The 23,547-nt window shown below is 59.9% G+C and carries 21 protein-coding genes and 2 pseudogenes; 8 read left to right on the top strand and 15 right to left on the bottom strand.

The features are described from left to right. Window positions 1-52: 52 nt before the first annotated feature. From ldtE to KHQ26_RS01210, 8 genes are all read right to left on the bottom strand, one after another. Complete coding sequence (gene ldtE, locus KHQ26_RS01245) at window positions 53-1,039, bottom strand: L,D-transpeptidase LdtE (RefSeq protein WP_004143241.1); 987 nt, start codon at window positions 1,037-1,039, stop codon at window positions 53-55. A 99-nt stretch (window positions 1,040-1,138) separates the two neighbouring features. After that, window positions 1,139-1,555, bottom strand: a complete 417-nt coding sequence (gene sufE, locus KHQ26_RS01240) for a cysteine desulfuration protein SufE (RefSeq protein ID WP_002908865.1) — start codon at window positions 1,553-1,555, stop codon at window positions 1,139-1,141. Between the two features lie 11 nt (window positions 1,556-1,566). Next, window positions 1,567-2,787 carry a cysteine desulfurase SufS gene (gene sufS / locus KHQ26_RS01235; protein WP_002908867.1) on the bottom strand — a complete coding sequence of 407 codons (1,221 nt, stop codon included), beginning with the start codon at window positions 2,785-2,787 and terminating at the stop codon, window positions 1,567-1,569. After that, window positions 2,784-4,058 (bottom strand): Fe-S cluster assembly protein SufD, encoded by a 1,275-nt coding sequence (gene sufD / locus KHQ26_RS01230; protein ID WP_004212487.1) that lies wholly within the window; start codon window positions 4,056-4,058, stop codon window positions 2,784-2,786. The genes sufS and sufD overlap by 4 nt, the downstream gene beginning before the upstream one ends. Further along, window positions 4,033-4,779: a Fe-S cluster assembly ATPase SufC gene (gene sufC, locus KHQ26_RS01225; RefSeq protein WP_020803575.1), complete on the bottom strand. Its 747-nt coding sequence runs from the start codon at window positions 4,777-4,779 to the stop codon at window positions 4,033-4,035. Before sufC ends, sufD begins: the two co-directional genes overlap by 26 nt. Before the next feature lie 16 nt (window positions 4,780-4,795). Next, complete coding sequence (gene sufB, locus KHQ26_RS01220) at window positions 4,796-6,283, bottom strand: Fe-S cluster assembly protein SufB (protein ID WP_002908877.1); 1,488 nt, start codon at window positions 6,281-6,283, stop codon at window positions 4,796-4,798. A 2-nt stretch (window positions 6,284-6,285) separates the two neighbouring features. Beyond that, window positions 6,286-6,663, bottom strand: a complete 378-nt coding sequence (gene sufA / locus KHQ26_RS01215) for a Fe-S cluster assembly scaffold SufA (RefSeq protein ID WP_004143232.1) — start codon at window positions 6,661-6,663, stop codon at window positions 6,286-6,288. Between the two features lie 483 nt (window positions 6,664-7,146). Continuing rightward, window positions 7,147-7,344 carry a hypothetical protein gene (locus tag KHQ26_RS01210; protein ID WP_002908880.1) on the bottom strand — a complete coding sequence of 66 codons (198 nt, stop codon included), beginning with the start codon at window positions 7,342-7,344 and terminating at the stop codon, window positions 7,147-7,149. Here KHQ26_RS01210 and KHQ26_RS01205 point away from each other — a divergent pair. Together KHQ26_RS01205 and lldD are read left to right on the top strand one after the other, a co-directional pair. Beyond that, window positions 7,343-7,435, top strand: a pseudogene (locus KHQ26_RS01205) (hypothetical protein); the annotation flags it as partial. The gene KHQ26_RS01210 and the pseudogene KHQ26_RS01205 overlap by 2 nt on opposite strands. A 288-nt stretch (window positions 7,436-7,723) precedes the next feature. Then, on the top strand, window positions 7,724-8,908 hold the full coding sequence (gene lldD / locus KHQ26_RS01200) for an FMN-dependent L-lactate dehydrogenase LldD (RefSeq protein WP_004175658.1): 1,185 nt from the start codon (window positions 7,724-7,726) through the stop codon (window positions 8,906-8,908). Between the two features lie 55 nt (window positions 8,909-8,963). Here the strand turns inward: lldD and KHQ26_RS01195 are convergent, their stop codons facing one another. The 4 genes from KHQ26_RS01195 to KHQ26_RS01180 all read right to left on the bottom strand — a co-directional run bounded on the left by KHQ26_RS01195 (window position 8,964) and on the right by KHQ26_RS01180 (window position 14,934). Next, window positions 8,964-12,056 (bottom strand): efflux RND transporter permease subunit, encoded by a 3,093-nt coding sequence (locus KHQ26_RS01195; protein WP_004175657.1) that lies wholly within the window; start codon window positions 12,054-12,056, stop codon window positions 8,964-8,966. Beyond that, complete coding sequence (locus tag KHQ26_RS01190) at window positions 12,053-13,162, bottom strand: efflux RND transporter periplasmic adaptor subunit (RefSeq protein WP_004175656.1); 1,110 nt, start codon at window positions 13,160-13,162, stop codon at window positions 12,053-12,055. The genes KHQ26_RS01195 and KHQ26_RS01190 overlap by 4 nt, the downstream gene beginning before the upstream one ends. A 74-nt stretch (window positions 13,163-13,236) precedes the next feature. After that, window positions 13,237-13,851, bottom strand: a complete 615-nt coding sequence (locus KHQ26_RS01185; protein WP_004175655.1) for a TetR/AcrR family transcriptional regulator — start codon at window positions 13,849-13,851, stop codon at window positions 13,237-13,239. 96 nt (window positions 13,852-13,947) lie between these two features. Then, window positions 13,948-14,934 (bottom strand): NAD-dependent epimerase/dehydratase family protein, encoded by a 987-nt coding sequence (locus tag KHQ26_RS01180; RefSeq protein WP_004175654.1) that lies wholly within the window; start codon window positions 14,932-14,934, stop codon window positions 13,948-13,950. 96 nt (window positions 14,935-15,030) lie between these two features. Here KHQ26_RS01180 and KHQ26_RS01175 point away from each other — a divergent pair. The 5 genes and pseudogenes from KHQ26_RS01175 to KHQ26_RS01155 all read left to right on the top strand — a co-directional run bounded on the left by KHQ26_RS01175 (window position 15,031) and on the right by KHQ26_RS01155 (window position 20,026). Next, window positions 15,031-15,827: pseudogene (locus tag KHQ26_RS01175) on the top strand (LysR family transcriptional regulator). A gap of 158 nt (window positions 15,828-15,985) precedes the next feature. Further along, window positions 15,986-16,984, top strand: a complete 999-nt coding sequence (locus KHQ26_RS01170; protein WP_004175650.1) for an ABC transporter substrate-binding protein — start codon at window positions 15,986-15,988, stop codon at window positions 16,982-16,984. After that, the gene (locus tag KHQ26_RS01165; protein ID WP_004175642.1) at window positions 16,984-18,021 is read left to right on the top strand and encodes a FecCD family ABC transporter permease; all 1,038 of its coding nucleotides are present in this window, start codon (window positions 16,984-16,986) and stop codon (window positions 18,019-18,021) included. Before KHQ26_RS01170 ends, KHQ26_RS01165 begins: the two co-directional genes overlap by 1 nt. Then, the gene (locus KHQ26_RS01160) at window positions 18,021-18,782 is read left to right on the top strand and encodes an ABC transporter ATP-binding protein (protein WP_002909000.1); all 762 of its coding nucleotides are present in this window, start codon (window positions 18,021-18,023) and stop codon (window positions 18,780-18,782) included. The genes KHQ26_RS01165 and KHQ26_RS01160 overlap by 1 nt, the downstream gene beginning before the upstream one ends. 56 nt (window positions 18,783-18,838) lie before the next feature. Beyond that, complete coding sequence (locus KHQ26_RS01155; RefSeq protein ID WP_020317066.1) at window positions 18,839-20,026, top strand: MDR family MFS transporter; 1,188 nt, start codon at window positions 18,839-18,841, stop codon at window positions 20,024-20,026. An 82-nt stretch (window positions 20,027-20,108) separates the two neighbouring features. On the opposite strand, the gene KHQ26_RS01150 is transcribed toward KHQ26_RS01155, so the two are convergent. Beyond that, window positions 20,109-21,140 carry a methionine synthase gene (locus tag KHQ26_RS01150; protein WP_002909005.1) on the bottom strand — a complete coding sequence of 344 codons (1,032 nt, stop codon included), beginning with the start codon at window positions 21,138-21,140 and terminating at the stop codon, window positions 20,109-20,111. A 23-nt stretch (window positions 21,141-21,163) separates the two neighbouring features. After that, window positions 21,164-22,144: a DUF1852 domain-containing protein gene (locus KHQ26_RS01145; protein ID WP_002909008.1), complete on the bottom strand. Its 981-nt coding sequence runs from the start codon at window positions 22,142-22,144 to the stop codon at window positions 21,164-21,166. Between the two features lie 607 nt (window positions 22,145-22,751). Between KHQ26_RS01145 and KHQ26_RS01140 the strand changes: the two genes are divergently transcribed. Next, entirely contained in the window at window positions 22,752-23,072 is a 321-nt protein-coding gene (locus tag KHQ26_RS01140) for a hypothetical protein (protein ID WP_004184563.1), read from the top strand. Window positions 23,073-23,169: 97 nt separating this feature from the next. On the opposite strand, the gene KHQ26_RS01135 is transcribed toward KHQ26_RS01140, so the two are convergent. Further along, window positions 23,170-23,418 (bottom strand): GlsB/YeaQ/YmgE family stress response membrane protein, encoded by a 249-nt coding sequence (locus KHQ26_RS01135; protein WP_002909014.1) that lies wholly within the window; start codon window positions 23,416-23,418, stop codon window positions 23,170-23,172. Window positions 23,419-23,547: the final 129 nt, after the last annotated feature.

The raw sequence follows: 23,547 nt of genomic DNA, 5'->3' as shown, positions 1-23,547 counted from the left end.
TAATAAAAATGGCGCACTCTGTGCGCCATTTTTTTTGCCCTCAGCATGAGGGCTATTGGGTAAGCAGACCGTTGTCAGACGAACTATTCTGCGCCGACAGCGACGTCGCCGTGCTACCTGCCCCCGCCGACACCACCACCGGATACCCCGCCCTTCTCGACATCGCTTTTTTCAACTGCAGGTCATCCACTGCTTTATCCTCTGCGAAGGCGTGAAACGCCGCTGGCAGCGTGTAAGCGATGGTCCGGGTGTTTTCCCCTTCGGTCTGCGAAAGCGGCCTGTGGACTTCGACATAGCGTTTACCATCCGGCTCGACGGCAAACTTCACCGGCTGATTGATAATCCGTACCGGCGTCCCGGTTTTCACCTGGCTGAACAGCGCTTTGATGTCATCAGCGTTCATCCGCATACAGCCCGAGCTGACGCGCAGACCAACGCTGTCTGGGGCGTTAGTTCCGTGGATGAGATATTCACCGTTACCGTAGGCCAGACGCAGCGCATAGCGGCCCAGGGGATTGTTCGGTCCGGCCGGGACCACCGCTGGCAGCGTCACCCCTTTCTCCAGCGAGCGCGCGCGGATGCCGGCGGTAGGCGTCCAGGTAGGGTTAGGGATCTTCTGCCCCACGCGGGTGGTCATCTCCGGCGTTTCCAGACCTAACTGGCCAATGCCCAGCGGATAGACCTGCACCTGATTCTCTCCCGGCGGGAAGTAATACAGCCGCAGTTCGGCGAGGTTGACGACAATGCCCTCCCTCGGCACGTCGGGCAGCAGCATCTGAGAAGGGATAAGGACCTGAGTGCCGGGCTTCGGCTGCACTGGTGCAATCGTATCGTTGGCTTCGAGGATCAGCATCGCCGCGGTATCGAAATGGCGCGCAATCGCCTGCAGGTTGCGATCTCCCTCCTGGACCGTCCAGTACTGATTCTGACCAATCAGCCGACTGTTGGCGGGAGGAAGCGGGTAATCAACGGCCCAGGCGGCCGTGGAGGCGCCAAGGGCGCTGAGAAGGGCTAAGGTGATCATCGTTTTGCGTTTCATACTGAGATTCCTTCTTTCGCTGATAAAACGCCAGGAGACTGAACGGCGGCAGGGTCAGCGCCCTGCCGGACGTAACAGAATGAAATCTACCTGTTTATTCTAGCTAATATTTGCCGCTTTCGCGCGTATCGCGCGGATCATGGCTTCGAGGCCTTGCGAGCGGGAGGGGGTGAGATGCTGGGTGAGCGCCATTTTTTCAAACCACGGACGCACGTCGAACTCGGTGATGTCCTGAGCGGTCATCCGGTCATAGAGGATAAACACCACCGCTATCAGACCCTTGACGATCGCCGCATCGCTATCGCCGCGCAGGGTGATCACGCCTGTGGGATCCTGGTCCATCACGATCCAGACCTGGCTTTGACAGCCCTGAATAATGTTCTGCACGCTATGTTCTTCCGGGCTTAGCGGCGCCAGACGCTGGCCAAGCTCGATGATATAGAGATACTTCTCTTCCCAGTTGGCGCAACGGCTAAAGTTACGCAACAGTTTGTCTTTGTCCGGTAGTGCCGCCATTGTCCCGTCCTTTACCCTAACAGTTTGCGGATCCGCTGGAGGCCGGCCACCAGGCGGTCCACCTCTTCCGTGGTATTGTACATCGCCAGCGATGCCCGACACATAGCCGGTACCTGATACCGGGCCATCAACGGCATCGCGCAGTGGTGTCCGGTCCGCACGGCGATCCCGTAGTTATCAAGGAAGCTGCCGACGTCATAGGCGTGATGCTGACCGAGGTTGAAAGCAATTACCCCTTTACGCTGCGCCGGGCCGTAAAGGATCAGATCCGGTACCGCGCGCAGGGCATCGAGCGCGTAGCGCATCAGCGTCTGCTCATACTCGGCAATCTGCGTCAGTCCCAGCTGGCTGACGTAGGTCAGCGCCGCGCCGAGGCCAATGATCCCCCCGGTATTCGGCGTGCCGGCCTCAAAGCGCCACGGCGCCTGATTCCAGGTGGTGCCCTCCGTCAGGCTGACGGTGGCGATCATCGACCCGCCCCCTTCCCAAGGCGCCATCGTCTGCAGCAGCTCGGACCGGGCGTAGAGCACGCCGATCCCGGTCGGCCCGTACAGCTTGTGGGCGGAGAAAACATAAAAATCGCAGCCCAGCGCCTGGACGTCCACCGGGTGGTGCATCACCGCCTGGGCGCCATCCACCAGCACTTTCGCGCCATGCTGATGCGCAAGAGCAATCAGCGCCGCCAGCGGGTTTTCCGTCCCCAGCACGTTGGAGACCTCGGTTATCGCCAGCAGGCGGGTGCGCGGGTCAAACAGTCCCGGGACAACATCCAGTTGCAGCGTACCGTCCGGGTTCAGGGGGATCACCCGCAGCTCAGCCCCGACGCGGGCGCAGAGCATCTGCCACGGCACAATATTGGCGTGGTGCTCCATTTCGCTGATGATGATGTTATCCCCGGCGCCGACGTTGGCGTTTCCCCAGCTGTTGGCCACCAGGTTGATACCCTCGGTGGTGCCGCGGACGAACACCACTTCCTCCGCCGACCCGGCGTTAAGGAAGGTGGCCGCCTGTTGACGCACGGCTTCCATCCGCGCGGTGGCTTCCGCGCTGAGGGTATGGATGCCGCGGTGCACCGCCGCGTAGCCGTGGCGATAGAATTCCGCTTCGGCGCCGATCACTGCCTCCGGCTTCTGGGCGCTGGCGGCGCTGTCGAGATAGACCAGCGGCTGACCGTTGACCTCCCGGTTCAGTACCGGAAAATCGGCGCGAACCTGTTCTACTGAAAATGTCATACTGTGCCTCCCGGCAAACGCTGTCCAATACGCGCCAGCACCTGCTCTCTGAGCGCGTCGCTGCGGATAGCCTCGGTGAGCTCGGCGGCGAAGGCGTAGAGGATCATCTGCTGCGCCGCCTGCTGTTCGATACCGCGCGAGCGCAGATAGAACAGCTGCTCTTCGTCAATGCGCCCCACCGTCGCCCCGTGGCTGCATTTCACGTCATCGGCGTAAATTTCCAGCTGCGGTTTGGTGTCGACCTCCGCCAGCCGCCCGAGCAGCAAATTATTGTTGGTCATCTGACCGTCGGTTTTCAGCGCGAGCGGCGCGACGTTGATCAGCCCGTTAAACACCGCCCGCCCCTTATCGCTGACGATGGTTTTGTGCAGCTGGCGGCTGGTGCAGTAGCCGACCTGATGGTCGAGCCAGGTGCGGCTATCGCAGACCTCATTTTTCACCGGCATCGCCAGCGAATTGAGGCGCAGGTTGCTGTTTTCGCCGCCCAGGCGGGTGCTGGTCTGGTGACGCAGCACCTGGCCGCCAAGCAGGAAACTGCTGCTGAAGGCCGAGGCGTCGCGGCCCAGCAGCAGGTCGTTATGGGCGAAGTGATAGCTGCGGGCATTCTCAAATGCCAGCTTGATATGCTGGAGGTGCGCGTTATCGGCCACCGTCATGGTCAATCGCCCGCCGGTGAAATGCGGCTGTTCATTGAGGCTCAGGTAATGCTCGACAATCGTCGCCTCCGCCCCGCTCTCCAGCGCCAGGTGATGGCGATAGTGGGCGGTATTCAGCGCATCGCCGGCCAGGCCACTGGTGATATGCATCAGCAGCAGCGGTTTATCCAGGCGGCGGTTGCGCGGCACGCGAATGCGGGTCACCGTCTGGGCCAGGCTTTCGGTCAGATGGAGAAACACCTCCGGCTGCAGGGCATCCGGCAGATGGTGGCGCTGATTATCGACACTGACCTCCACGCCGCTGGCGGCAAGCTCGTCGCTCAGCTGAGGATGATAGCGGCCATCGATAAACACCAGCCGCCAGGCGTCCAGCGGCAGCGCCAGCGCATCACGCTGTTCAGCACTGAGAGAGGCTCCCTCATCGGCGACAAAGCGACCGTTAAGTAGGGCATCCAGCGGAGTGTATTTCCAGTCCTCGTGCTTGCGCGTCGGCAGCCCAAGGCGCAGCAGCTGCTGCAGATGCTGACTGGCCTCCGGGGTACGCGGGCCGCCCTGCGCTTCAAACAGATGGTGCCACTGCTGCAGCGCGTTACTGCTGTTCGGTAAGCCAGCCATAGCCCTGCTCCTCCAGCTGTTTGACCAGAGTGAAATCGCCCGACTTCACAATCCGCCCCTGATACAGCACATGGACATAGTCCGGCTTGATATAGTCAAGGATGCGCTGATAGTGGGTGACAATGATAAAGGCGCGTTTGCCGTCGCGCAGGGCATTCACTCCCTGCGAGACGATTTTCAGGGCATCGATATCCAACCCCGAATCCGATTCATCGAGAATGCACAGCTCCGGCTCAAGCACCGCCATTTGCAGAATATCGTTGCGCTTTTTCTCACCGCCGGAGAAGCCAACGTTCACCGAGCGGGTCAGGAGATCTTCCGGCATCTGCAGCAGCTTGATCTTTTCTTCCATTAAGTCCTGGAAATCGAAACGATCCAGCGCCTCCTGGCCACGATAGTTGCGCACGGCATTCAGCGCAGTCTGCAGGAAGAACTGGTTGCTGACGCCGGGGATCTCTACCGGATACTGGAAGGCCATAAAGATACCTTCCCCGGCGCGATCTTCCGCAGCGAGTTCGAGCAGGTTTTTGCCCTTAAATTCGACGCGACCGCCAGTCACCTCATAATCTTCACGCCCGGCCAGGGTGGCCGAAAGCGTACTTTTGCCTGAGCCGTTCGGCCCCATAATGGCGTGGACCTCTCCCGGGCGCACGTCAAGGTTCAGCCCGCGCAGGATCGCTTTATCTTCGACGGCGACGTGTAAATCTTGAATACTTAACATCTTTTTTCCTTAATTATCAGCCGACGCTATGTTCAAGGCTAATGGCCAGCAATTTTTGCGCCTCTACAGCGAACTCCAGCGGCAGCTCGGAGAAGACGTCTTTACAGAAACCGTTGACGATCATCGAGATAGCATCGTCTTCGCTGATCCCGCGCTGCAGGCAGTAGAACAATTGATCTTCGCCAATCCGCGAGGTGGTCGCCTCGTGCTCCAGCTGGGCGCTGTTGTTGCGGCATTCAACATACGGGAAGGTATGCGCCCCGCAGTCCGGGCCGATCAGCATCGAATCGCACTGGGTATAGTTGCGGGCGTTGGTGGCGGTCGGCATGATTTTGACCAGCCCGCGATAGCTGTTCTGACTGTGTCCGGCGGAGATCCCTTTCGAGATAATGGTCGAGCGGGTGTTCTTGCCGATATGGATCATTTTGGTGCCGGTGTCCGCCTGCTGATGGCCGCTGGTCAGCGCCACCGAAAAGAATTCGCCGATCGAGTTATCGCCGCGCAGGATGCAGCTGGGGTATTTCCAGGTGATGGCCGAGCCGGTTTCCGACTGGGTCCATGACATTTTGCTGTTCTCCCCTTCACACAGGGCGCGCTTGGTGACGAAGTTGAGGATCCCGCCGGTGTTGTTATCGCCGGGGAACCAGTTCTGCACCGTGGAGTATTTCACTTCCGCGTCTTTATGGATGATGACTTCAACGACCGCGGCATGCAGCTGATAGCTGTCGCGCACCGGCGCCGAGCAGCCTTCAATATAGCTGACGTAGCTGCCTTCATCGGCCACCAGAATGGTGCGTTCAAACTGTCCGGTCTTTTCGGCGTTGATACGGAAATAGGTGGACAGCTCCATCGGGCAGCGGACGCCTTTCGGCACATAGATAAAGGTGCCGTCCGAAGCCACCGCGGCGTTCAGCGCGGCAAAGAAGTTGTCATTACCCGGCACTACGGTGCCCAGATACTTTTTCACCAGTTCCGGATGGTCGTGGATCGCCTCGCCGAAAGAACAGAAGATGATCCCCTGCTCGGCCAGCTTTTCTCGGTAGGTGGTCGCCACCGACACCGAGTCAAATATCGCGTCCACCGCCACCTCGCGCCCTTCGCGTACCGGCACGCCAAGCTGGTTAAAGGCTTCTTCCACCTCGCTGGTCAGAAAGGTATTGGCCCCGGTCTGCTGCACCGCGCCAGGCTCGGAGGCGCAGGTCTCATCGCAGTTGCCGCAGGAGGGCGCGGAATAGTAGCTGTAATCCTGATAATTCAGCTTATCGTAATGCGCTTTCAGCCAGTGCGGCTCCTCCATTTCCAGCCACGCCCGGTAGGCATTCAGACGAAACTCCAACATCCACTGCGGCTCATTGCGGCGAGCCGAGATAGCCCGAACGACTTCTTCATTAATGCCTTTGGCCAGCTCATCGGTTTGCAGGCGAGTAAAAAAGCCCTCTTTGTAGTTGAGCGGGCCGCCGGTCCAGGTTTTGACATCGTCAGTTGCTTCAGTATTACGCGACATAGTTACTCCGCCTGCACCCCAAAACTTTCGCCGCAGCCGCACTCATGCTGCGCTTTCGGGTTATGAAATTTAAAGATTTCATTTAAACCTTCCCGGACATAATCCAGCTCGGTGCCGTCGATGAACGGCATCGCCTGCAGCGGCGCAAACAGCTTCGCCCCGTCAGATTCAAAGAGCAGATCGTCGGGCGCCGGCTCGGCAATCATTTCGAGCACATAGCCAAAACCGGCGCAGCCGCTGGTTTTAATGCCCAGCCGCAGCCCTTTCTTATCCGGCTGCTTGCGCATCAGATCGCGGATATGCGCGGCAGCGGCCGGCGTCATGGTCAGTCCCTGCCAGCTGAAATCGGCGGGATTAAAAGTTCCTGCTTGTACTTCCATCGATAGACCTCCAGGTTGGCGCCATCAAGGCATACCGCCATGTTAGTGATAATGATTATCACTTCAACCCTTCTGCAGCAGGGGTATTGCCTCATTTAGTGCTTTTTATAAGCATAGACCCTCGCCCGGGGATTATCAGGGCGTGCAAATAGAACTTAATCGATTGATTTATAATATGTTATTTTGAAATCATTCTATCTCCGCACGCAATGGCAAAGATGTATCGAAAATACCGATTTATGCAATAGCGGCAGACCACCTTGCTGGTTATCCTTTGCAGGCGAGCATAAAGTGACAACGTAACAGAAAGACCATGCCAGCGCGGGGCGCGGCCCCGGCCATGCGCTAGCAAAAAGCGGGTAGTGAAAGCGCCCGCCGGTAACGCTTCAGGAAAGGGATAAGCGCCGCTCGCCTGGCCGCGTTCGGGAAATAAAAACCAAAATAAAACGGGCAAACGGGGCTGCCAGGCGGGATACCGGCTGGCTAGGTGCCTTTACTCACCAGCCGGGCGGCCTGGACAAAGACCTCATCCTCTACCCCGTCCCCCTTCTGTCTGCCCAGCCTCACCAGTTCATCCACGATACTCCCCTGATTAATCTGCTTTTGTGTAGCCACTAAGCTAATGACCGCCGCGCCGATGGCCATGCCAATCAATGCCGTTTGTTCATCTTTATCTTTCATGGTGTCGCTCCGTCTGCCCTCCTCAGAAAGGCTAGCAAAAGATACCATCTGCTCAATTTCAAATTCATCTTCTTTACACCTCCCGGAAAACGCAGGCGCCGCACTGACCTCTCCTTCCCCCTGGTGGCGATGGCGCAAAGCGCTGTCGCCTCATACCGGGTCTTTATTTTGCCAGCTTCACGTTGCGCGGAAATAAATAAAAATAACGCGCGCGCCGAAGAGTAAAAAAAGGAAATAGCAGCCTCAGCGATAAAACCAGATTATTCCAGCAGGGAATAGCTGGAATGCTAATATTTCATTTCCTCGCCGGTTTTTAGAGGCCTATAGTTTTTTTACCTGCAGAACATCCACTAAGGTTAAAAAACATAAGGACATAATAATGATTGTTTCAGCCCCCAGCGATTATCGCGAAGCCGCTCGTCGTCGTCTGCCCCGCTTCCTTTTCGATTATATTGACGGTGGCGCGGTGGCGGAAAACACCATGAACGCCAACGCCGCCGAGCTTGCCTCGGTAGCTCTTCGCCAGCGCGTACTGTGCGGGGCCGGCGAACCGACGCTGGCGACCACGATCCTTGATGCCCCATGGGCGATGCCCGTGGCGCTGGGGCCCGTCGGCGCCACCGGGATGTACGCCCGCCGCGGCGAAGTCCAGGCGGCCCGCGCCGCCTCCCGCGCCGGGATCCCGTACACCTTATCCACCGTGTCGGTCTGCTCGATTGAAGAGGTGGCGAGCCACGCCAGCGGCGCGCTCTGGTCCCAGCTGTACGTACTCAAAGATCGCGGCTATATGCGTAACGCGCTGGAGCGCGCCTGGGCCGCTGGCATGAAAACCCTGGTATTTACCGTCGATATGCCAATCCCCGGCTCGCGGTATCGCGATAACCGCTCAGGGATGTCCGGGCCGCACGCCACCCTGCGACAATATCTCCAGGCTTGCACCCATCCGCACTGGGCGATGAACGTCGGGCTGGCGGGCAGACCCCTGTCGTTTGGTAATATCGAAGCCTACACCGGCCACAAAATGACCATGGACGACTATATGGGGTTCATCAGCAACAACTTCGACCCGTCCATCGCCTGGCACGATCTGGAGTGGATCCGCGACAGCTGGCAAGGAAAATTAATCATCAAAGGGATCCTCGATGCCGACGATGCGCGCAATGCCGTGCGGCTGGGCGCCGATGGTATTGTGGTGTCAAATCATGGCGGCAGACAGCTCGATGGCGCCATCCCCACCGCCCGGGCGCTGCCCAGGGTGGTGGATGCGGTCGGCGACGATCTGACAGTGCTTGCCGATTCCGGGGTGCGCTCCGGCGTGGACGTTATACGTCTGCTGGCCCTCGGCGCGAAAGGCGTGCTGCTCGGTCGGGCCTATATTTATGCCCTGGCCGCGGCGGGCGAAGCGGGCGTGGCGCATCTGCTGCGCTTATTTGCCGAGGATATGAAGGTTACCATGACCCTCACCGGCGCGACCTCGCCATCGGCCATCAGCCTCGATTGCCTTGATCGCCTCGAACAGGATCAACACCGCACTCATGCGGTGCCGGTATCCTTACCCGCCTGACGCTGCCCGGGACCTGGCCTGGCCATGTGCCTCGCCCAGGTCCGGCAAAGTGGAATTACCTCTGAAGGTGCAACTCTGTCTGCTGTACCGTGTTCTCCGGGCGGATGCGGAACCAGATCGCGTACATGGCCGGCAGGAAGATAAGGGTCATGATGGTTCCCCCCAGCGTCCCGCCAATCAGCGTATAGGCGAGCGTTCCCCAGAAGACCGAATGAGTGAGCGGAATGAACGCCAGGATCGCCGCCAGCGCGGTCAGCAGAACCGGGCGGGCGCGCTGCACCGTCGCCTCCACCACCGCGTGGAACGGATCGAGCCCCGCCTGTTGGTTATGATGGATTTGGCCAATCAGGATCAGCGTATTGCGCATCAGGATCCCCGACAGGGCGATCAGGCCCACCAAGGCATTGATGCCAAACGGCTGATTGAACAGCAGCAGCGTCGGGACCACGCCAATCAGCCCCAGCGGCGCGGTCAGGAAAACCATGACCATCGCCGACAGCGAACGCACCTGCAGGATAATGATCAGCAGCGTGAGGGCGATCATTATCGGAAATAACGGCACCATCGCCCGGGTGGCCTTGCCGGATTCCTCAATCGACCCCGCCGTCTCGATGCGATAGCCAGGCGGCAGCGAGTCGATAATGGGCTGCAGCGGCTTCATCAGCGCGGTGGAGACATCCGGCGGCTGCAGGTTCTCCGCAACATCTCCGCGGACGGTGATGGTCGGCGTGCGGTCGCGACGGCGAAGCAGCGGGTCCTCCATCCTGATCGACACGTCGCCAATCTGTGACAAGGGAACCCGCTGCCCGCCGCTGCCCACCAGGGTGAAGTCGGCGATTTTCGCCGGATCCAGACGGATGTCGCCCGCCGCGCGGCCGATCACCTGCACGGCGCGAATATCTTCCCGGACGGTGGTGATCGGGATCCCTGACAGCAGGAACTGCAGCTGCTGGGCGACGGACTGGGAGCTGAGTCCGCTCGCCTGCAGCCGGTCCTGATTGAGGCTGAAATGCATCACCGGTACCCGCGAACCCCAGTCGGTATTGACGGTGCGCATCAGCGGACTGGCCTGCAGCACCGATTTAACCCGCTCGGCGATGTCGAGCAGAGCGTGCGGATCGGGCCCCATCACCCGCCAGGCGACCGGATAAGGCGAATAAGGGCCAAACACCAGCTGAGTGACGCGCACCCGCGCCTCCGGCGCCAGGCCATTGGCCACCGCCTCCCGCAGCCGCCGCTTGAGCGCCTCGCGGGCACCCTGCCCGTCGGTCAACACCACCAGTTTGGCGAAGGAGGGATCGGGCAATTCCGGAGCCATCGCCAGGTAAAAGCGCGGCGCGCCCTGGCCGATATAGCTGGTGACAATCTTCGCCTCCGGCTGCCGCTGCAGCCAGTGCTCAATTTTCGCCGCCGCGGCGCTGGTCTGGCTAATCGACGACCCGTAAGGCAGCTGCACTTCAACCAGCACTTCCGGACGATCGGAGGTGGGGAAAAACTGCTTTTTCACCACGCTCATGCCCAGGATCGCCACGATAAACAGCGCCACCACCCCGGCGGCCACGCGCCATTTGTGAACAATAACCCGGGTCAGCAGCCGACGGAAGCGCTGATAGCGCGGGGTGTCATACAGCGCGGCGTGGCCGGCCGCCGCGGGTTTTCTGTCCGGCAACAGGTGCACCCCCAGCCAGGGGGTAAAAATCACCGCCACAATCCAGGAGGCAATCAGCGCGATACCGACGATCCAGAACACATTGCTGGCGTACTCCCCGGCGGTGGACTGCGCAAATCCATTAGGCATAAAACCCACGGCCGTCACCAGGGTACCGGCCAGCATGGGCGCCGCGGTATGGCTCCAGGCATAGGCCGAGGCTTTGAGGCGGTCGTACCCCTCCTCCATTTTTACCACCATCATTTCGATGGCAATGATGGCATCATCCACCAGCAGCCCCAGGGCGAGGATCAGCGAGCCGAGAGTGATGCGGTCGAAGTTTTTGCCGGTCGCCTCCATCACCACAAACACCACGGCGAGGGTTAAAGGCACCGCCGCCGCGACCACCACGCCCACGCGCCACCCCATGCTGACAAAGCACACCGTCATCACCACCAGCAGGGCGACAAAGAATTTGATCATGAACTCATCGACCGCGGCGCTGATATTCACCGACTGATCGGTCACCTTGGTCAACGACATGCCGAGCGGCAGGCTCTGATTGATGCTGGCCGTTTCGGCATCCAGCGCTTTTCCCAGCGCCAGACCATTCCAGCCCTCGCGCATCACCACCCCCAGCAGCAGCGCCGGTTCGCCCTGATGGCGGATCAGGAAGGTCGCGGGATCTTCATACCCTCGCTCAACCGTGGCGACATCGGCCAGTTTCAGCGTTCTGCCCCCGGCAATAATCGGCGTGTCGCGGATCTGCTGCAGGCGGTCAAACGCCCCATCGAGGCGGATAAAGATCTGCCCGCCCCGGGTCTCAATGGCCCCGGCGGCGGTCAGCACATTCTGGCTGTTCAGCGCGGCAAAAATCGCCTCTGGCGAAAGGCCCAGGGTGGCGAGACGATCATGAGAAAACGAGAGATAAATGCGCTCCGCCTGTTCGCCGAGGATATTCACTTTTTTCACCCCGGATACATGCAGCAGCTGCTGGCGCAGGGCTTCAGCGTCACGCACCAGCTTCCGCGGCGGCTCTCCCCGCGCCTTCAGGGCAAAGATCGCAAAGGTGACGTCGGCGAATTCGTCATTCATCATCGGGCCGGAGACGCCGGCAGGCAGATTTTTCGCCTCGTCGCCCAGCTTCTTGCGCGCCTGATAAAACTGCTCCGGCACCTCGGAAGGCGGGGTCTGATCCTGCAGCGACAGGGTGATCAACGCCATGCCAGGGCGGGTATAGGTCTCCGTGCGATCGTACCACTTTAACTCCTGGAGCCGTTTTTCCAGCGGCTCGGCGACCTGATCCTGCATCTCCTGCGCGGTGGCGCCGGGCCAGACGGTAATGACCGTCATTTGCTTGACCGTAAAGGGCGGATCTTCCGCTCGCCCGAGTCCGAAGAACGCCACCAGCCCGGCGACGGAGATAAGGATAATCAAAAACAGGGTCACCGACCGCTCGCGGACGGCCAGCGCGGAGAGATTAAAACGCCCGGCGCTCATGGCTGGCTCCCGGCGGCATTATGCTCGCGTCGTTCCGCCAGACGTACCGCCTCGCCCTGGTGCAGAAGATGGGCGCCCAGGGCGACGATCGGCTCGCCGGGCTTCAGCGGGCCGGTCACCCGCGCGGTTTCATCATCCAGGCCGAGCACGGTCACCGGTTGCCAGGAGACGGTGGCCGGACGAGAGGCAATGCGCCAGACGCCAGGGCCGTTACCCGGATCGTAGACCGACGCCAGGGGCACCGCCAGCACCTGGCCTGGCGCCTGGTCGTTGCCGATGCGCAGGGTCACGGTAGACCCCAGCGGGGCATTCGCCAGCGCGCCGTTCAGTACATAGCGCGCTTCAAAGGTGCGGGTGGTGGCGTCAGCCGCGTCCGAAAGCAGGCGCATGGTCGCCGTGACCGGCTGAGATTCGCTGCCATAGCGTGTCGCCAGCGCCTCGCTGCCGACCGCCGGGCGCAGCGTCTCCGGCAGTTGCACCCGCGCTTCGCGCTGCCCCGCCCGCGCCAGGCGGATCACCACCTGCCCGGCGCTGACCACCTGCCCCGGCTCAGCGAGGGTTTCCACTACCACGCCGTCAGCATCCGCCAGCAGTCCGGCATAGCCGGTGGCGTTTTGCGCCACATTGGCCTGCGCCTGGGCCGCGCTGAGGTCGGCTCTCGCCGCCTCTGCTGCCGCGTTAATCTGGTCGAATTCCGCGGCAGAGATGGCGCCGCTCGCCACCAGGCCGCGATAGCGGGCCAGATCGTTGGCCGCCTTTTTGGCTCGCGCCCGCGCGGCATCTACGGCCCGCTGTTGGGACTGCGCCTGCAAGGCTAGATCAGCCGGATCCAGGCGCAGCAGCAGCTGACCGCGCTTGACGCTCTGCCCGGTTTCCACCCGCCGTTCAAGCACTTTTCCCGCCACCCTGAAACCGAGGTCGCTTTGGGTTCGGGCCACTATCACGCCGGTAAAGGCCCGCGAGCCGGCCTCCGCGCGCTCGACGGTCGCCACCCGGACCAGCGGCGGCCGGATGCGGGGGTCGTCATGATCGGCAGGTTCGCCGCAGCCCGCGAGGGCCAGCGGCAGGAGGCAGACGGCAAGATGGACGGCGTTTAGCCTGAGCATGGGTCACCTTAATGAAAAGACCGGATGGTGACCGCATTTTCAGACTAGTGACCAATAAAGTCAATAGTCACTAATCAGGGGGAGAGACTTCTCAGGATCAGGGAGGCAAGCAGCACCGCCGCGGTGGGCGCGGTGTCGAGATTGTATTGCAACTGCACCGGGTTGATGAAAGGACACATCACCATATAGACCGCCAGGGTCGCTTCATCCAGCGGGGTTTTGCGCTCGAACTCACCCGCCTGGCGGCCTTCGACAAGAATTTGACCAATCAGCTGCTGCAGATGACCGGCATACTGTTCCGTTGAAGGCCATTTATCGCGCGCCGCGACGGCGGCGATGTCGTACAGTTTGCGATCCTCGAAAAACAGTTCACTGCCGGCCTCGGTCAGCGCCCGCAACAGGCGGCGCAGTTTCTCGCTGGCGGACGGCGCATCGGCGATGGCCTCGCTGACGGCCACCATGATCTTCTCCAGCCGGCTGGCGCAAATCGCCTCGCCAATCGCCTGCTTGGAGTCAAAGAATTTATAGATATAGGCTTTGGAAAAGCCTATCGCTTTGGCGAGATCGGTGACCGTCGTTTTCTCATAGCCATAGCGACTAAAGTGCGCCATGGCCGCGTCAAGAATCTGGTCCCGAACGCTGTGGTCATGGGGACCACGGCTTGCAGGGGTGGGGGTATTTTTCGTCATTCGTTTAGCTTAATGCGATCGTTATCGTTTGACAACGAGTGACGTTATTATGATTTGGTCACAATAACGCCCCGGTTTGCGATCCGCTTCGCCGCGTCACGCCTCGGAGTTTATCGCGCCGGCGGGCAGACAACCCAGGCCTTGCAGCGTCTGATAAACCGCGCTGTCGAGCGGGGTATGCGGTTCCGCGCCTAAAAAATCAACCAGTTTATCGTTGCGCAGGCGTACCGGTAGACGCCAGAGATAGTGCATCTCGACCATTTCGCGCAGGGTGGCGTTGAAGGGCGCCGCCAGCTTCACCAGCCACCAGGGAAAGGACTTCACTACCGCCCTGCCGCCATAGCGGGCGACCACCCGCTGGATCGCCTGACTCATTTCGCTGCCGTCCGGGTCCCAGTGGCCCTGCATATGAAAGCGGGCGAACGGCTCAAGCTCGCGCCTGCGGGCCAGCAGCGCGGCGATGGTGGCGGCGACGTCGGGCAACCAGGCCCACTGATGCCCCACGCCGATCGCCCCCGGGTAGCTAATGATGCGGGGAAGCTGACCAGGCTTGACCAGCCCCTGCGAAAACCAGTTATTTCCGGCGCGTGGACCAAAAAAATCGCCCGCCCGAACAATCAACGCCCGGCCGCCGCGCTGCACGTAATCCTTCAGCGCCAGCTCCATCGCCACCCGGATGGCGCCTTTGCGGGTCACCGGCTGTTGTGCGGCCTCTTCAGCAATCAGCGGAAAGGCATCCGGTCCATAGTTGTAGACCGTGCCGGGCAGGACTACAAGCGCCCGCTGCCGTTCGGCAGCCTGCAGGGTGTTGCGCAGCATAGGCAGTACTTGTTGCCGCCAGTGCCGGTAGCCCGGCGGATTCACCGCATGGACGATGACGTCGCAACCGGCAGCCGCCGCCGCGACCTGGCCGCCATCCAGCGCGTCGCCGGCTATCCACTGTATGCCATCTTCGGGATCACGTATCTGGGCGCCGCGCTTCAGCGCCCGAACCTGCCAGTTGTCTGCCACCAGCCGGCGCGCCACTTCCCCACCGATGCCCCCGCTTGCTCCCAGAATAAGTACCTTGCCGCTGCTGTTCATCCTCTTTCCCCGTTCGCTAATGGATGCTTGACAGCCTACCTGTGGCTCATATCAAATGAAATTGCATACCATCGTCGAGCGGCTATACATATTTGTATGAATACCTCTATTCCCTGGGAGTGGTACCGAACCTTTCTCGCCGTCCTGCAGGAAGGCTCTTTATCGGGCGCATCGCGTACCCTGAACATCACTCAGCCGACGGCGGGGCGCCATATTGCCGGGCGCTGGAACGCACCGCGGCTAACTTCAGTCGCGACAGAGCCGAGCTGCGTGGCGTGGTGCGGGTGGCCGCCAGCGAGGTGGTCGGCGCCGAGGTGCTGCCGCCGCTGGTTGCCCGGCTCAGGCAGGCGTGCCCGAATATCGTCATCGAACTGATGCTCTCCAATCGGTTTCAGGATCTGCTTCACCGGGAGGCGGATATTGCGGTGCGGATGGTCGCCCCGCAGCAGGAGCAGCTTATCGCCCGCCGTCTCGGCAGGATCGAGCTTGGGTTACATGCCACCGCCGCCTACCTGACGCGCCAGGGCCTGCCCGCGACCCTCGACGATCTGGCCAGCCACGCGCTAATTGGTTTTGATAGCGCCACCCCTCTCGTGCGCCGGGCGCTGCAGGCTTACCCCCGTTTTCAGCGCGAGGCGTTCGCGATGCGGACCGATAGCGACCTCGCCCAGTTGAGTCTGATCCGCGCCGGAGCGGGGATCGGCATCTGCCAGGCGCCTCTTGCGGATGGCATTATTCCCCTGCAGCGAGTGCTGGCGGCCGACTTTTCTCTGTATCTTGATACCTGGCTGGTAATGCATGAGGATCTGCGCCACAGCCCTGCCTGCAAGCGGGTATTTGATTTTCTCGCCCAGGGGTTGCAGGCGTATATTCGTGGCCCACTGGCGAGCTGACCCACCCCATCGCGCGGGCATTTCATTGCCTGCGGAAATAGTCACTCATTGACACTGTAAATATGGCATTGTATAAAACCCCGCCCCAATAATGAGTTTCATTTGCATTACTCCCATTTGCTGGTCATCCACTCGCCTGTTTACAAGGATAGCGTTTAATGAAGAAGGTCCTTTGCGCGTTAGGCTTGATGTTCACCGCCGTCAGTTCCGCGCTGGCAACAACCTACCCCCTGACGATTGAAAACTGCGGCTATCAGGAGACCTTCACCCGGCCGCCGGAGCGCGTGGTCGCGCTGGGGCAAAATACGGTCGAAATTCTGCTGCTGCTCGGGCTGCAAAAGCAGGTGGTCGCCAGCGCCTTCTGGCCGACCAGCGTTTTACCGCAGCTGGCTGAGCAAAACGCGAAGATTAAAACCTTGACGGTGGAAATACCGAGCCTGGAATCGGTGCTGGCGCAAAATCCTGATTTCGTTCCCGCCCAGTTGCCGCTGCTGCTGGGGCCGGAAAGCAAAGTCGCCAGGCGTGAAGATCTCGCCACCGTCGGCGTGAACAGCTACGTCTCACCGGGGATGTGCGCCACCAAAAAGGCCACCGGCGATATGTACGGCAGCCGGCAAAAGCTGTGGGATATGACCTGGCTGTATCAGGAAATTAGCGATTTTTCCCGCATTTTCAACGTCGAAGATCGTGGTCAGGCGCTGATTGCCGATTTCAAAAAACGTGAAGCCGACCTGCGCCAGGAGTTTGGTAAAAGCAAAAAGGATCTCTCCTTCGTCTTCTGGTTCTCCAGCGCCTCACCTTCGGCCGATGCCTATGTCGGCGGCAAAAACAGCGCCTCCGGATTTATCGCCAGCGTGCTGGGCGGACATAATGCGATTACCTCCGAAACCGAGTGGCCCACGGTGAGCTGGGAGAGCATCATTGCCGCCAACCCGGATGTGATCGTGGTCGCCAGTCTGGACCGTAACCGCTGGGCGCTGGATAAGGCCGAGGAGAAGATCAAATTCCTCAAAAGCGATCCCGCCGTCAGCCAGCTGGAGGCGGTGAAAAAAGGCCATATCGTGGTCATGGACGGTCAGGCGATGAATCCGACCATTCGCACGCTTTACGGCGCGGAACAGGTGGGCGAGCAGCTGAGAAAAATGGGGCTTAACTGATGAGCGTCGCCGCGATTGAGACGCGCCGCAGCATACTGCTCACCGGCTGGTGTTTACTGGCCGTGATCGTGCTGGCGCTGGTGATAGCGGTGGGCGTCAGCGTCGGCGAGCTGGCCATCCCGCTGCAGAATGTCTTTTACGCTATCAGCAACAGAACCGGCTTAACCGCTGAGCCTCTCAACCGTATCTATGAGAGCGTAATCTGGGATTTCCGCCTCAGCCGCGCGCTGGTCGCCGCCTGCTGCGGCGCCGGCCTCGCTATCTGCGGCGTCGTGCTGCAAAGCCTGCTGAAGAATGCCCTCGCGGAACCCTACGTCCTCGGCGTCTCCGCCGGGGCCTCCACCGGCGCGGTATCGATCGTGGTGCTGGGCCTTGGCGCTGGCGCAATTTCCCTCTCGGCCGGGGCCTTTGCCGGGGCCTTCGCCGCCTTCGCCTTTGTCGCCTTGCTGACTAACGGTGCGCGCGGCGGTAATGAGCGTACGATTCTGGCGGGCGTTGCCGCATCGCAGTTATTTAACGCCATCACGGCTTACACCATCAGCACCTCCGCCAGCGCGCAGCAGGCGCGCGATGTGATGTTCTGGCTGCTGGGCAGCTTCAGCGGCGTCCGCTGGCCCGAATTCCAGCTGGTCATCGTGGTGGTGCTCGCGGGCCTGGCGGTCTGTCTGTGGTATGCCCGGGCGCTGGATGCGTTCACCTTCGGCGATGATGCCGCCGCCTCGCTGGGGATTGCCGTGCCACAGGTACGCCTGATCCTCTTCACCACCGCGGCGCTGATCACCGCCACCATCGTCAGTATGGCCGGCTCGATCGGCTTTGTTGGCCTGGTGGTGCCGCACGTGATGCGTTTCTTCTTTGGCCCGCTGCACCGAACGTTGCTGATCGCCAGCGCGCTGGCAGGGGCGATATTGATGGTACTGGCGGACATTGCGTCGCGCCTGCTGATTGCCCCGCAAAGTCTGCCCGTTGGGGTAGTAACCGCCCTGGTTGGGGTGCCTTTCTTTGCCGTGATTATCTACCGCTCAAGGAATAAGTGATGAGTATTTGCGCTGAAAATATCACCTGGAAGGCAGGCAAAAAGGTCATCGTCAATAATGTCTCGCTGCGGGTGCCGCGAGGCGAAACGGTCGGACTGCTGGGGCCCAACGGCTGCGGCAAATCCTCGCTGCTGCGCGTTCTGGCGGGCCTGCGCCGCCCGGATGCAGGTCGCGTCACCCTCGACGGCCAGGATATCGCCCGGATGGCGAAAAAGCAGCTCGCCCGCCGCGTGGCTTTCGTCGAGCAACACGGCATGACCGAGGCCAATATGCGGGTGCGCGACGTCGTGCGCCTGGGACGCATTCCCCACCACTCTCCGTTCTCAAACTGGAGCGCTCAGGATGACGAGGCGATTGCCGCCGCGCTGCAGCGGGTAGCGATGCTGGAGAAAAGCGAACAGGGATGGTTAAGCCTCTCCGGCGGCGAGCGGCAGCGGGTGCATATCGCCCGCGCGCTGGCGCAGAGCCCGAGCGAAATCCTGCTGGATGAGCCGACCAACCATCTGGATATACACCATCAGATGCAGTTAATGCAGTTGATCAGCGAGCTGCCGGTAACCAGCATTGTGGCCATTCACGATCTTAACCATGCCGCGATGTTCTGCGATTCGCTGATCGTGATGCAGCAGGGGCAGATCCTCGCCAGCGGGACGCCGGAGGAGATTTTGTCCGAAGGGCTGCTGTGGGACGTTTTCCGGGTGAAAACCAAAATCGAGATCTCCCCTTACCACGGCAAAAAGCACATTCATTTCATCGTTTAGGTTGGGCGGATATGCCTCTTTTCTCCCTGCGCCCTGCGGCAACCCTCTGGCCTCCGGTGTTACTGGGAAGCCAGTTCGTTTTTAATATTGGCTTTTACGCGGTCGTTCCTTTCCTCGCCCTCTTCCTGCGCGACGACATGCTGCTCTCAGGCGGACTTATCGGCCTGATCCTCGGGCTGCGTACCTTCTCTCAGCAGGGCATGTTTATCCTCGGCGGGACGCTGGCCGACCGCTATGGCGCTAAGGCGATCATTCTCGCCGGCTGCGTCGTTCGCGTCGCCGGTTTTCTCCTGCTGGCGTGCGGGGCGTCGCTGTGGCCCATTATCCTCGGCGCCTGCCTGACCGGCGTCGGCGGCGCCCTGTTCTCCCCGTCGATAGAGGCCCTGCTGGCGCGGGCCGGTACCCTCAGCCAGGCCAACGGGAAACGCAGTCGCGCCGAGTGGTTTGCGCTGTTTGCGGTATGCGGTGAACTGGGGGCGGTGATCGGCCCGGTGGCCGGAGGCGTGCTGAGCGGGATCGGCTTTCGGCATATCGCCCTCGCCGGCGCGGGAATATTTCTTCTGGCGCTGGCGGTGCTCTTTTTCTGTCTGCCCGCCGACGGGCACACGACAACAACGCGCAGACGAGTCCCATGGTGGACGCCTTTGCGCCAGCCGCGCTTTGTCGCGTTTATTCTCGCCTACAGCTCATGGCTGTTGAGCTACAACCAACTGTACCTCGCCCTGCCGGTGGAGATCCAACGTTCCGGCGGCCGCGAGCAGGATCTGGCGCCGCTCTTTATGCTGGCCTCGCTGTTGATTATCACCCTCCAGCTCCCTCTCGCCCGCTTCGCCCGGCGAATGGGCGCCGTGCGCATCCTGCCGGTGGGCTTTCTGCTGCTGTCGGCTTCCTTTGCCAGCGTGGCGTTATTCGCCGCCGCCCCACCCGCCGAAGGTTGGCTGCGGTTAATGCCGGCGGCTGGTTTTGTCACGCTGCTCACCCTCGGCCAGATGCTGTTAGTGCCCGCAGCCAAGGATCTGATCCCGCTGTTCGCCGAGGAGTCGACGCTGGGCGCCCACTACGGAGCGCTCGCCACCGCAGGAGGGTGCGCGGTGTTAGCCGGGAATTTACTGCTCGGTCATTTGCTTGACCAGGCGCTCATTCCCTCGCCGCAGGCGGTTTATCCCTGGCTTCTGCTGGCGCTGTTTCCGCTGTGCAGCGCCGTCGCCCTGCGGGCAATCTGTCGCCCGCTGGCGGCAACATGACGCAGAGCGGGCGACAGCCCGCTCTGGAAGGGAACCGACGATAAAGTACACCGCCTGGGGAAGATAACGGGCGCGCCCCGCCTTACTTTGCCGCCAGCTCGCGACGAATAATCTCGGCGCCGGCGCTCAGGGCGTGCAGTTTGCCGGTCGCGACATGGCGCGGCAGCGGCGCCATACCGCAGTTGGTGGACGGGTAGAGTTTGTCGGCATCGACGAACGCCAGCGCCTTGCGCAGGGTTCCAGCCACCTCTTCCGGGGTTTCGATAGCATGGCTGGCGACATCGATCGCCCCGACCATCACCTTTTTACCGCGGATCAACTCCAGCAGATCCATCGGCACGCGCGAGTTGTGGCACTCGAGAGAGATAATATCAAGGGACGATTTCTGCAGCTGCGGGAAAGCCTCTTCATACTGTCGCCACTCGGAGCCCAGCGTCTTTTTCCAGTCGGTATTGGCCTTGATGCCATAGCCGTAGCAGATATGCACCGCTGTCTCACACTTCAGCCCTTCGGTGGCTCGTTCTAAGGCGGCGATCCCCCAGTCGTTGACCTCATCGAAGAAGACGTTAAAGGCCGGCTCATCGAACTGAATAATATCAACCCCCGCAGCCTCTAACTCTTTCGCTTCCTGATTGAGGATTTTAGCAAATTCCCAGGCCAGCTTTTCCCGGCTTTTATAGTGGTTGTCATACAGCGTGTCGATCATGGTCATCGGGCCCGGAAGCGCCCATTTGATCGGCTGACTGGTGAGCTGCCGCAGATAGCGAGCGTCCTCCACGAAGACCGGTTTCTGGCGCTCCACGGCGCCCACCACCGTCGGAACACTGGCCTCATAGCGGTTACGAATTTTCACGATCTCGCGTTTGGCAAAATCCACCCCGCTGAGGTGCTCGATGAAGGTGGTGACAAAGTGCTGCCGCGTTTGCTCGCCGTCGCTGACAATATCGATCCCGGCCCGCAGCTGGTCGTCGAGGGATAACCGCAAGGCGTCGCGCTTGCCGGCCAGTAATTCTTCGCTGGACAGTTTCCAGGGCGACCACAGGGTCTCTGGCTGCGCCAGCCAGGAAGGTTTCGGTAAACTGCCGGCGGTCGATGTCGGAAGCCATGTTTTCATAGTCATTAGCCTTTTATATGGGTTTAGCAAAGCGCGAAATTAGCAGACCATTGCTCAAGCAACGTCTTGTGCGGGTTGATAAAATGTTGTTGTGTAAATTTCCCCTGCTCAATCGCCAACAGGCTGCGCTCTTCCCGGTCATAGACGATTTTTGTTAATGAATGATCCAGGTGGCTGAGATTGGGCTGATAGTATTGCCCCGCCGGGGAGTTGGCATTGTAGATCTCCGGGCGATATATTTTCTGAAACGTCTCCATCGTGCTGATGGTGGCGATCAGTTCCAGGCTGGTGTAATCGCTGAGCAGATCGCCGGTAAAATAAAAGGCCAACGGCGCGACGCTGTTTTTTGGCATAAAATAGCGTACCTGCAGCCCCATTTTGCTGAAATAACGCTCGGTCAGCGAGACGCCTTCCTGAGCATATTCAATGCCGAGGACCGGATGTTCGTTACCGGTGCGATGGTAAACATCTTTACTGGAGACGCTCAGGCAAATCACCGGCGCCTTGCTGAAGTTGGCGCGCCAGGCGCTGGATTGCACAAAATCCTTAAAGATATTGCCGTGCAGCTCGCCAAAGTTTTCCGGTACGCTGAAGCGACTCTGGTCCTTATTATGTTCCAGAAGCAGTACGCTAAAATCGTAATCCCGCACATAGGAGGAGAAGTTATTGCCGACGATACCGGCATGACGCTCCCCGCTCTTTTTATCGACAATATGCGTTTGCAGGATCTCAATCACCGGGAAGCTGGCGCTATCCTGAGCAATATTCATCTCGACAGAAATAATATCCAGTTCCACCGCATAGCGATCGTTATGGGGATTATCCCAGTGGGCCAGGCTATTAAAACGGTTATTCATCATGATTAACGTATTGCGCAGATTTTCCTCACGGTTCACCCCTCTGGCTAAATTAGCGAAGTTGGTGGTAATACGCGTATTTTCCGCAGGGTTATAATTTTCATCAAACCGGGTGCGCTTAATCGTATAGGTAAATTTATTATTCATGGCGATTGTCCATCCTGATGGCGGGCATAAAGCGAACCCGGCGGAATACTCTCCACCAGCCTGGCGACGCGGAGTCAGGCCGGGCGCGCTTCAACCGGTAAATGTTGTTGATTCGTTAATGAACCTATTTTTGCCAGAGTCAGCGCTGGAGGGAAAGCGACTTAAATTCAATGCAACATGAGCCATCCTCATGTTGCTCCAGGCGGTGGCCGATGGCCGACGCAGGCCGACGCAGGCCGACGCAGGCCGACGCAGGCCGACGCAGGCCGACAATATTAGTCAATAAACGTTTGTTCAATGGAAGTAGGCAGGGTACACTCTTTAACCACTATAAGATGGGCTTACCTGCCCGCCGTACCCGTTTAGCTGGAGCTTTTGTCGTACAGAATGATTGTTGATATCAGTATTATGTCGATGTGCATGGCCGTACTGCTGATTATGAGCGTACTGCTGAATTAAGAGGCTCCCGAACGCAATGACACTCGCTCTCATCTGACCTCCACATTCGCGAGGAAAAAAGAAGATTCAGAGGATTCGCGCCGCCTGGGATTGTTCCTCCTGCCGGCACCCTCTACTCTTTTGGGACTTGCTTATTGAGGAATCCCGGATGAAAAAAGCTCTGCTTGCCCTGTTCGCTATCGCCACCGTTACCGCCGCCAGCGCCTTTGCGGCTGATAAAACCGACGTCCCGGCGCCTGTCGTCGATAACGGAGTCCGCCCGCCGATGGAGAGGGATCGTGGCCCCCTGCCGCCGTTCCCGCCGCAGCTTCCGCCGCACAGACCGGTGCTGTTTTCAGCCACGGTAGCAACCGATACGCCAGCGGAAACCATTAACAAACTGACCGCGCTGATCCCCGCCGGCCAGGCGAAACACTACGAAGTGCACGTTGAGGTGGTGCCGGTTGGCGAGGGAACCGACAGACAATAGCCCAGGGGAGAGCTACGCTGTCATCTGTCAGCAATAAAAAAGCTGCCGCATATCGCGGCAGCTTTTATGTACTTATTTACAGCTGAGCAGCTGAAAATTAGCTACGCACTTTCCGGTAAATAAACAGTACCACCAGCGCACCGATAACCGCTACCACGAAGCTGCCGAAATTAAACCCATCGACCTTACCAAAACCAAACAGGGTACTGATCCAGCCGCCGACCACGGCGCCGATGATCCCCAAAATAACGGTCACGATAAATCCGCCGCCATCTTTTCCCGGCATAATCCACTTGGCTAAAATACCGGCAATAAGTCCAAAAATGATCCAGGAAAGAATACCCATGGTTAACCGTCCTCTTGTTACCTTTAAGCATTTAGTATTGAAAAGAGTAGCATAAATAACGAGAGTGGATCGGTAATAATATAAATATTAGATAATTCCCTGCCGACGCCCGGCTGATCTTGTGACAAC

Origin of the sequence: Klebsiella sp. 10 (genome assembly GCF_018223925.1) — a bacterium.
Classification (GTDB): domain Bacteria; phylum Pseudomonadota; class Gammaproteobacteria; order Enterobacterales; family Enterobacteriaceae; genus Klebsiella; species Klebsiella pneumoniae.
The sequence above is the reverse complement of the archived record's forward strand: the minus strand, read 5'-3'. Positions and strand labels throughout refer to the sequence as shown.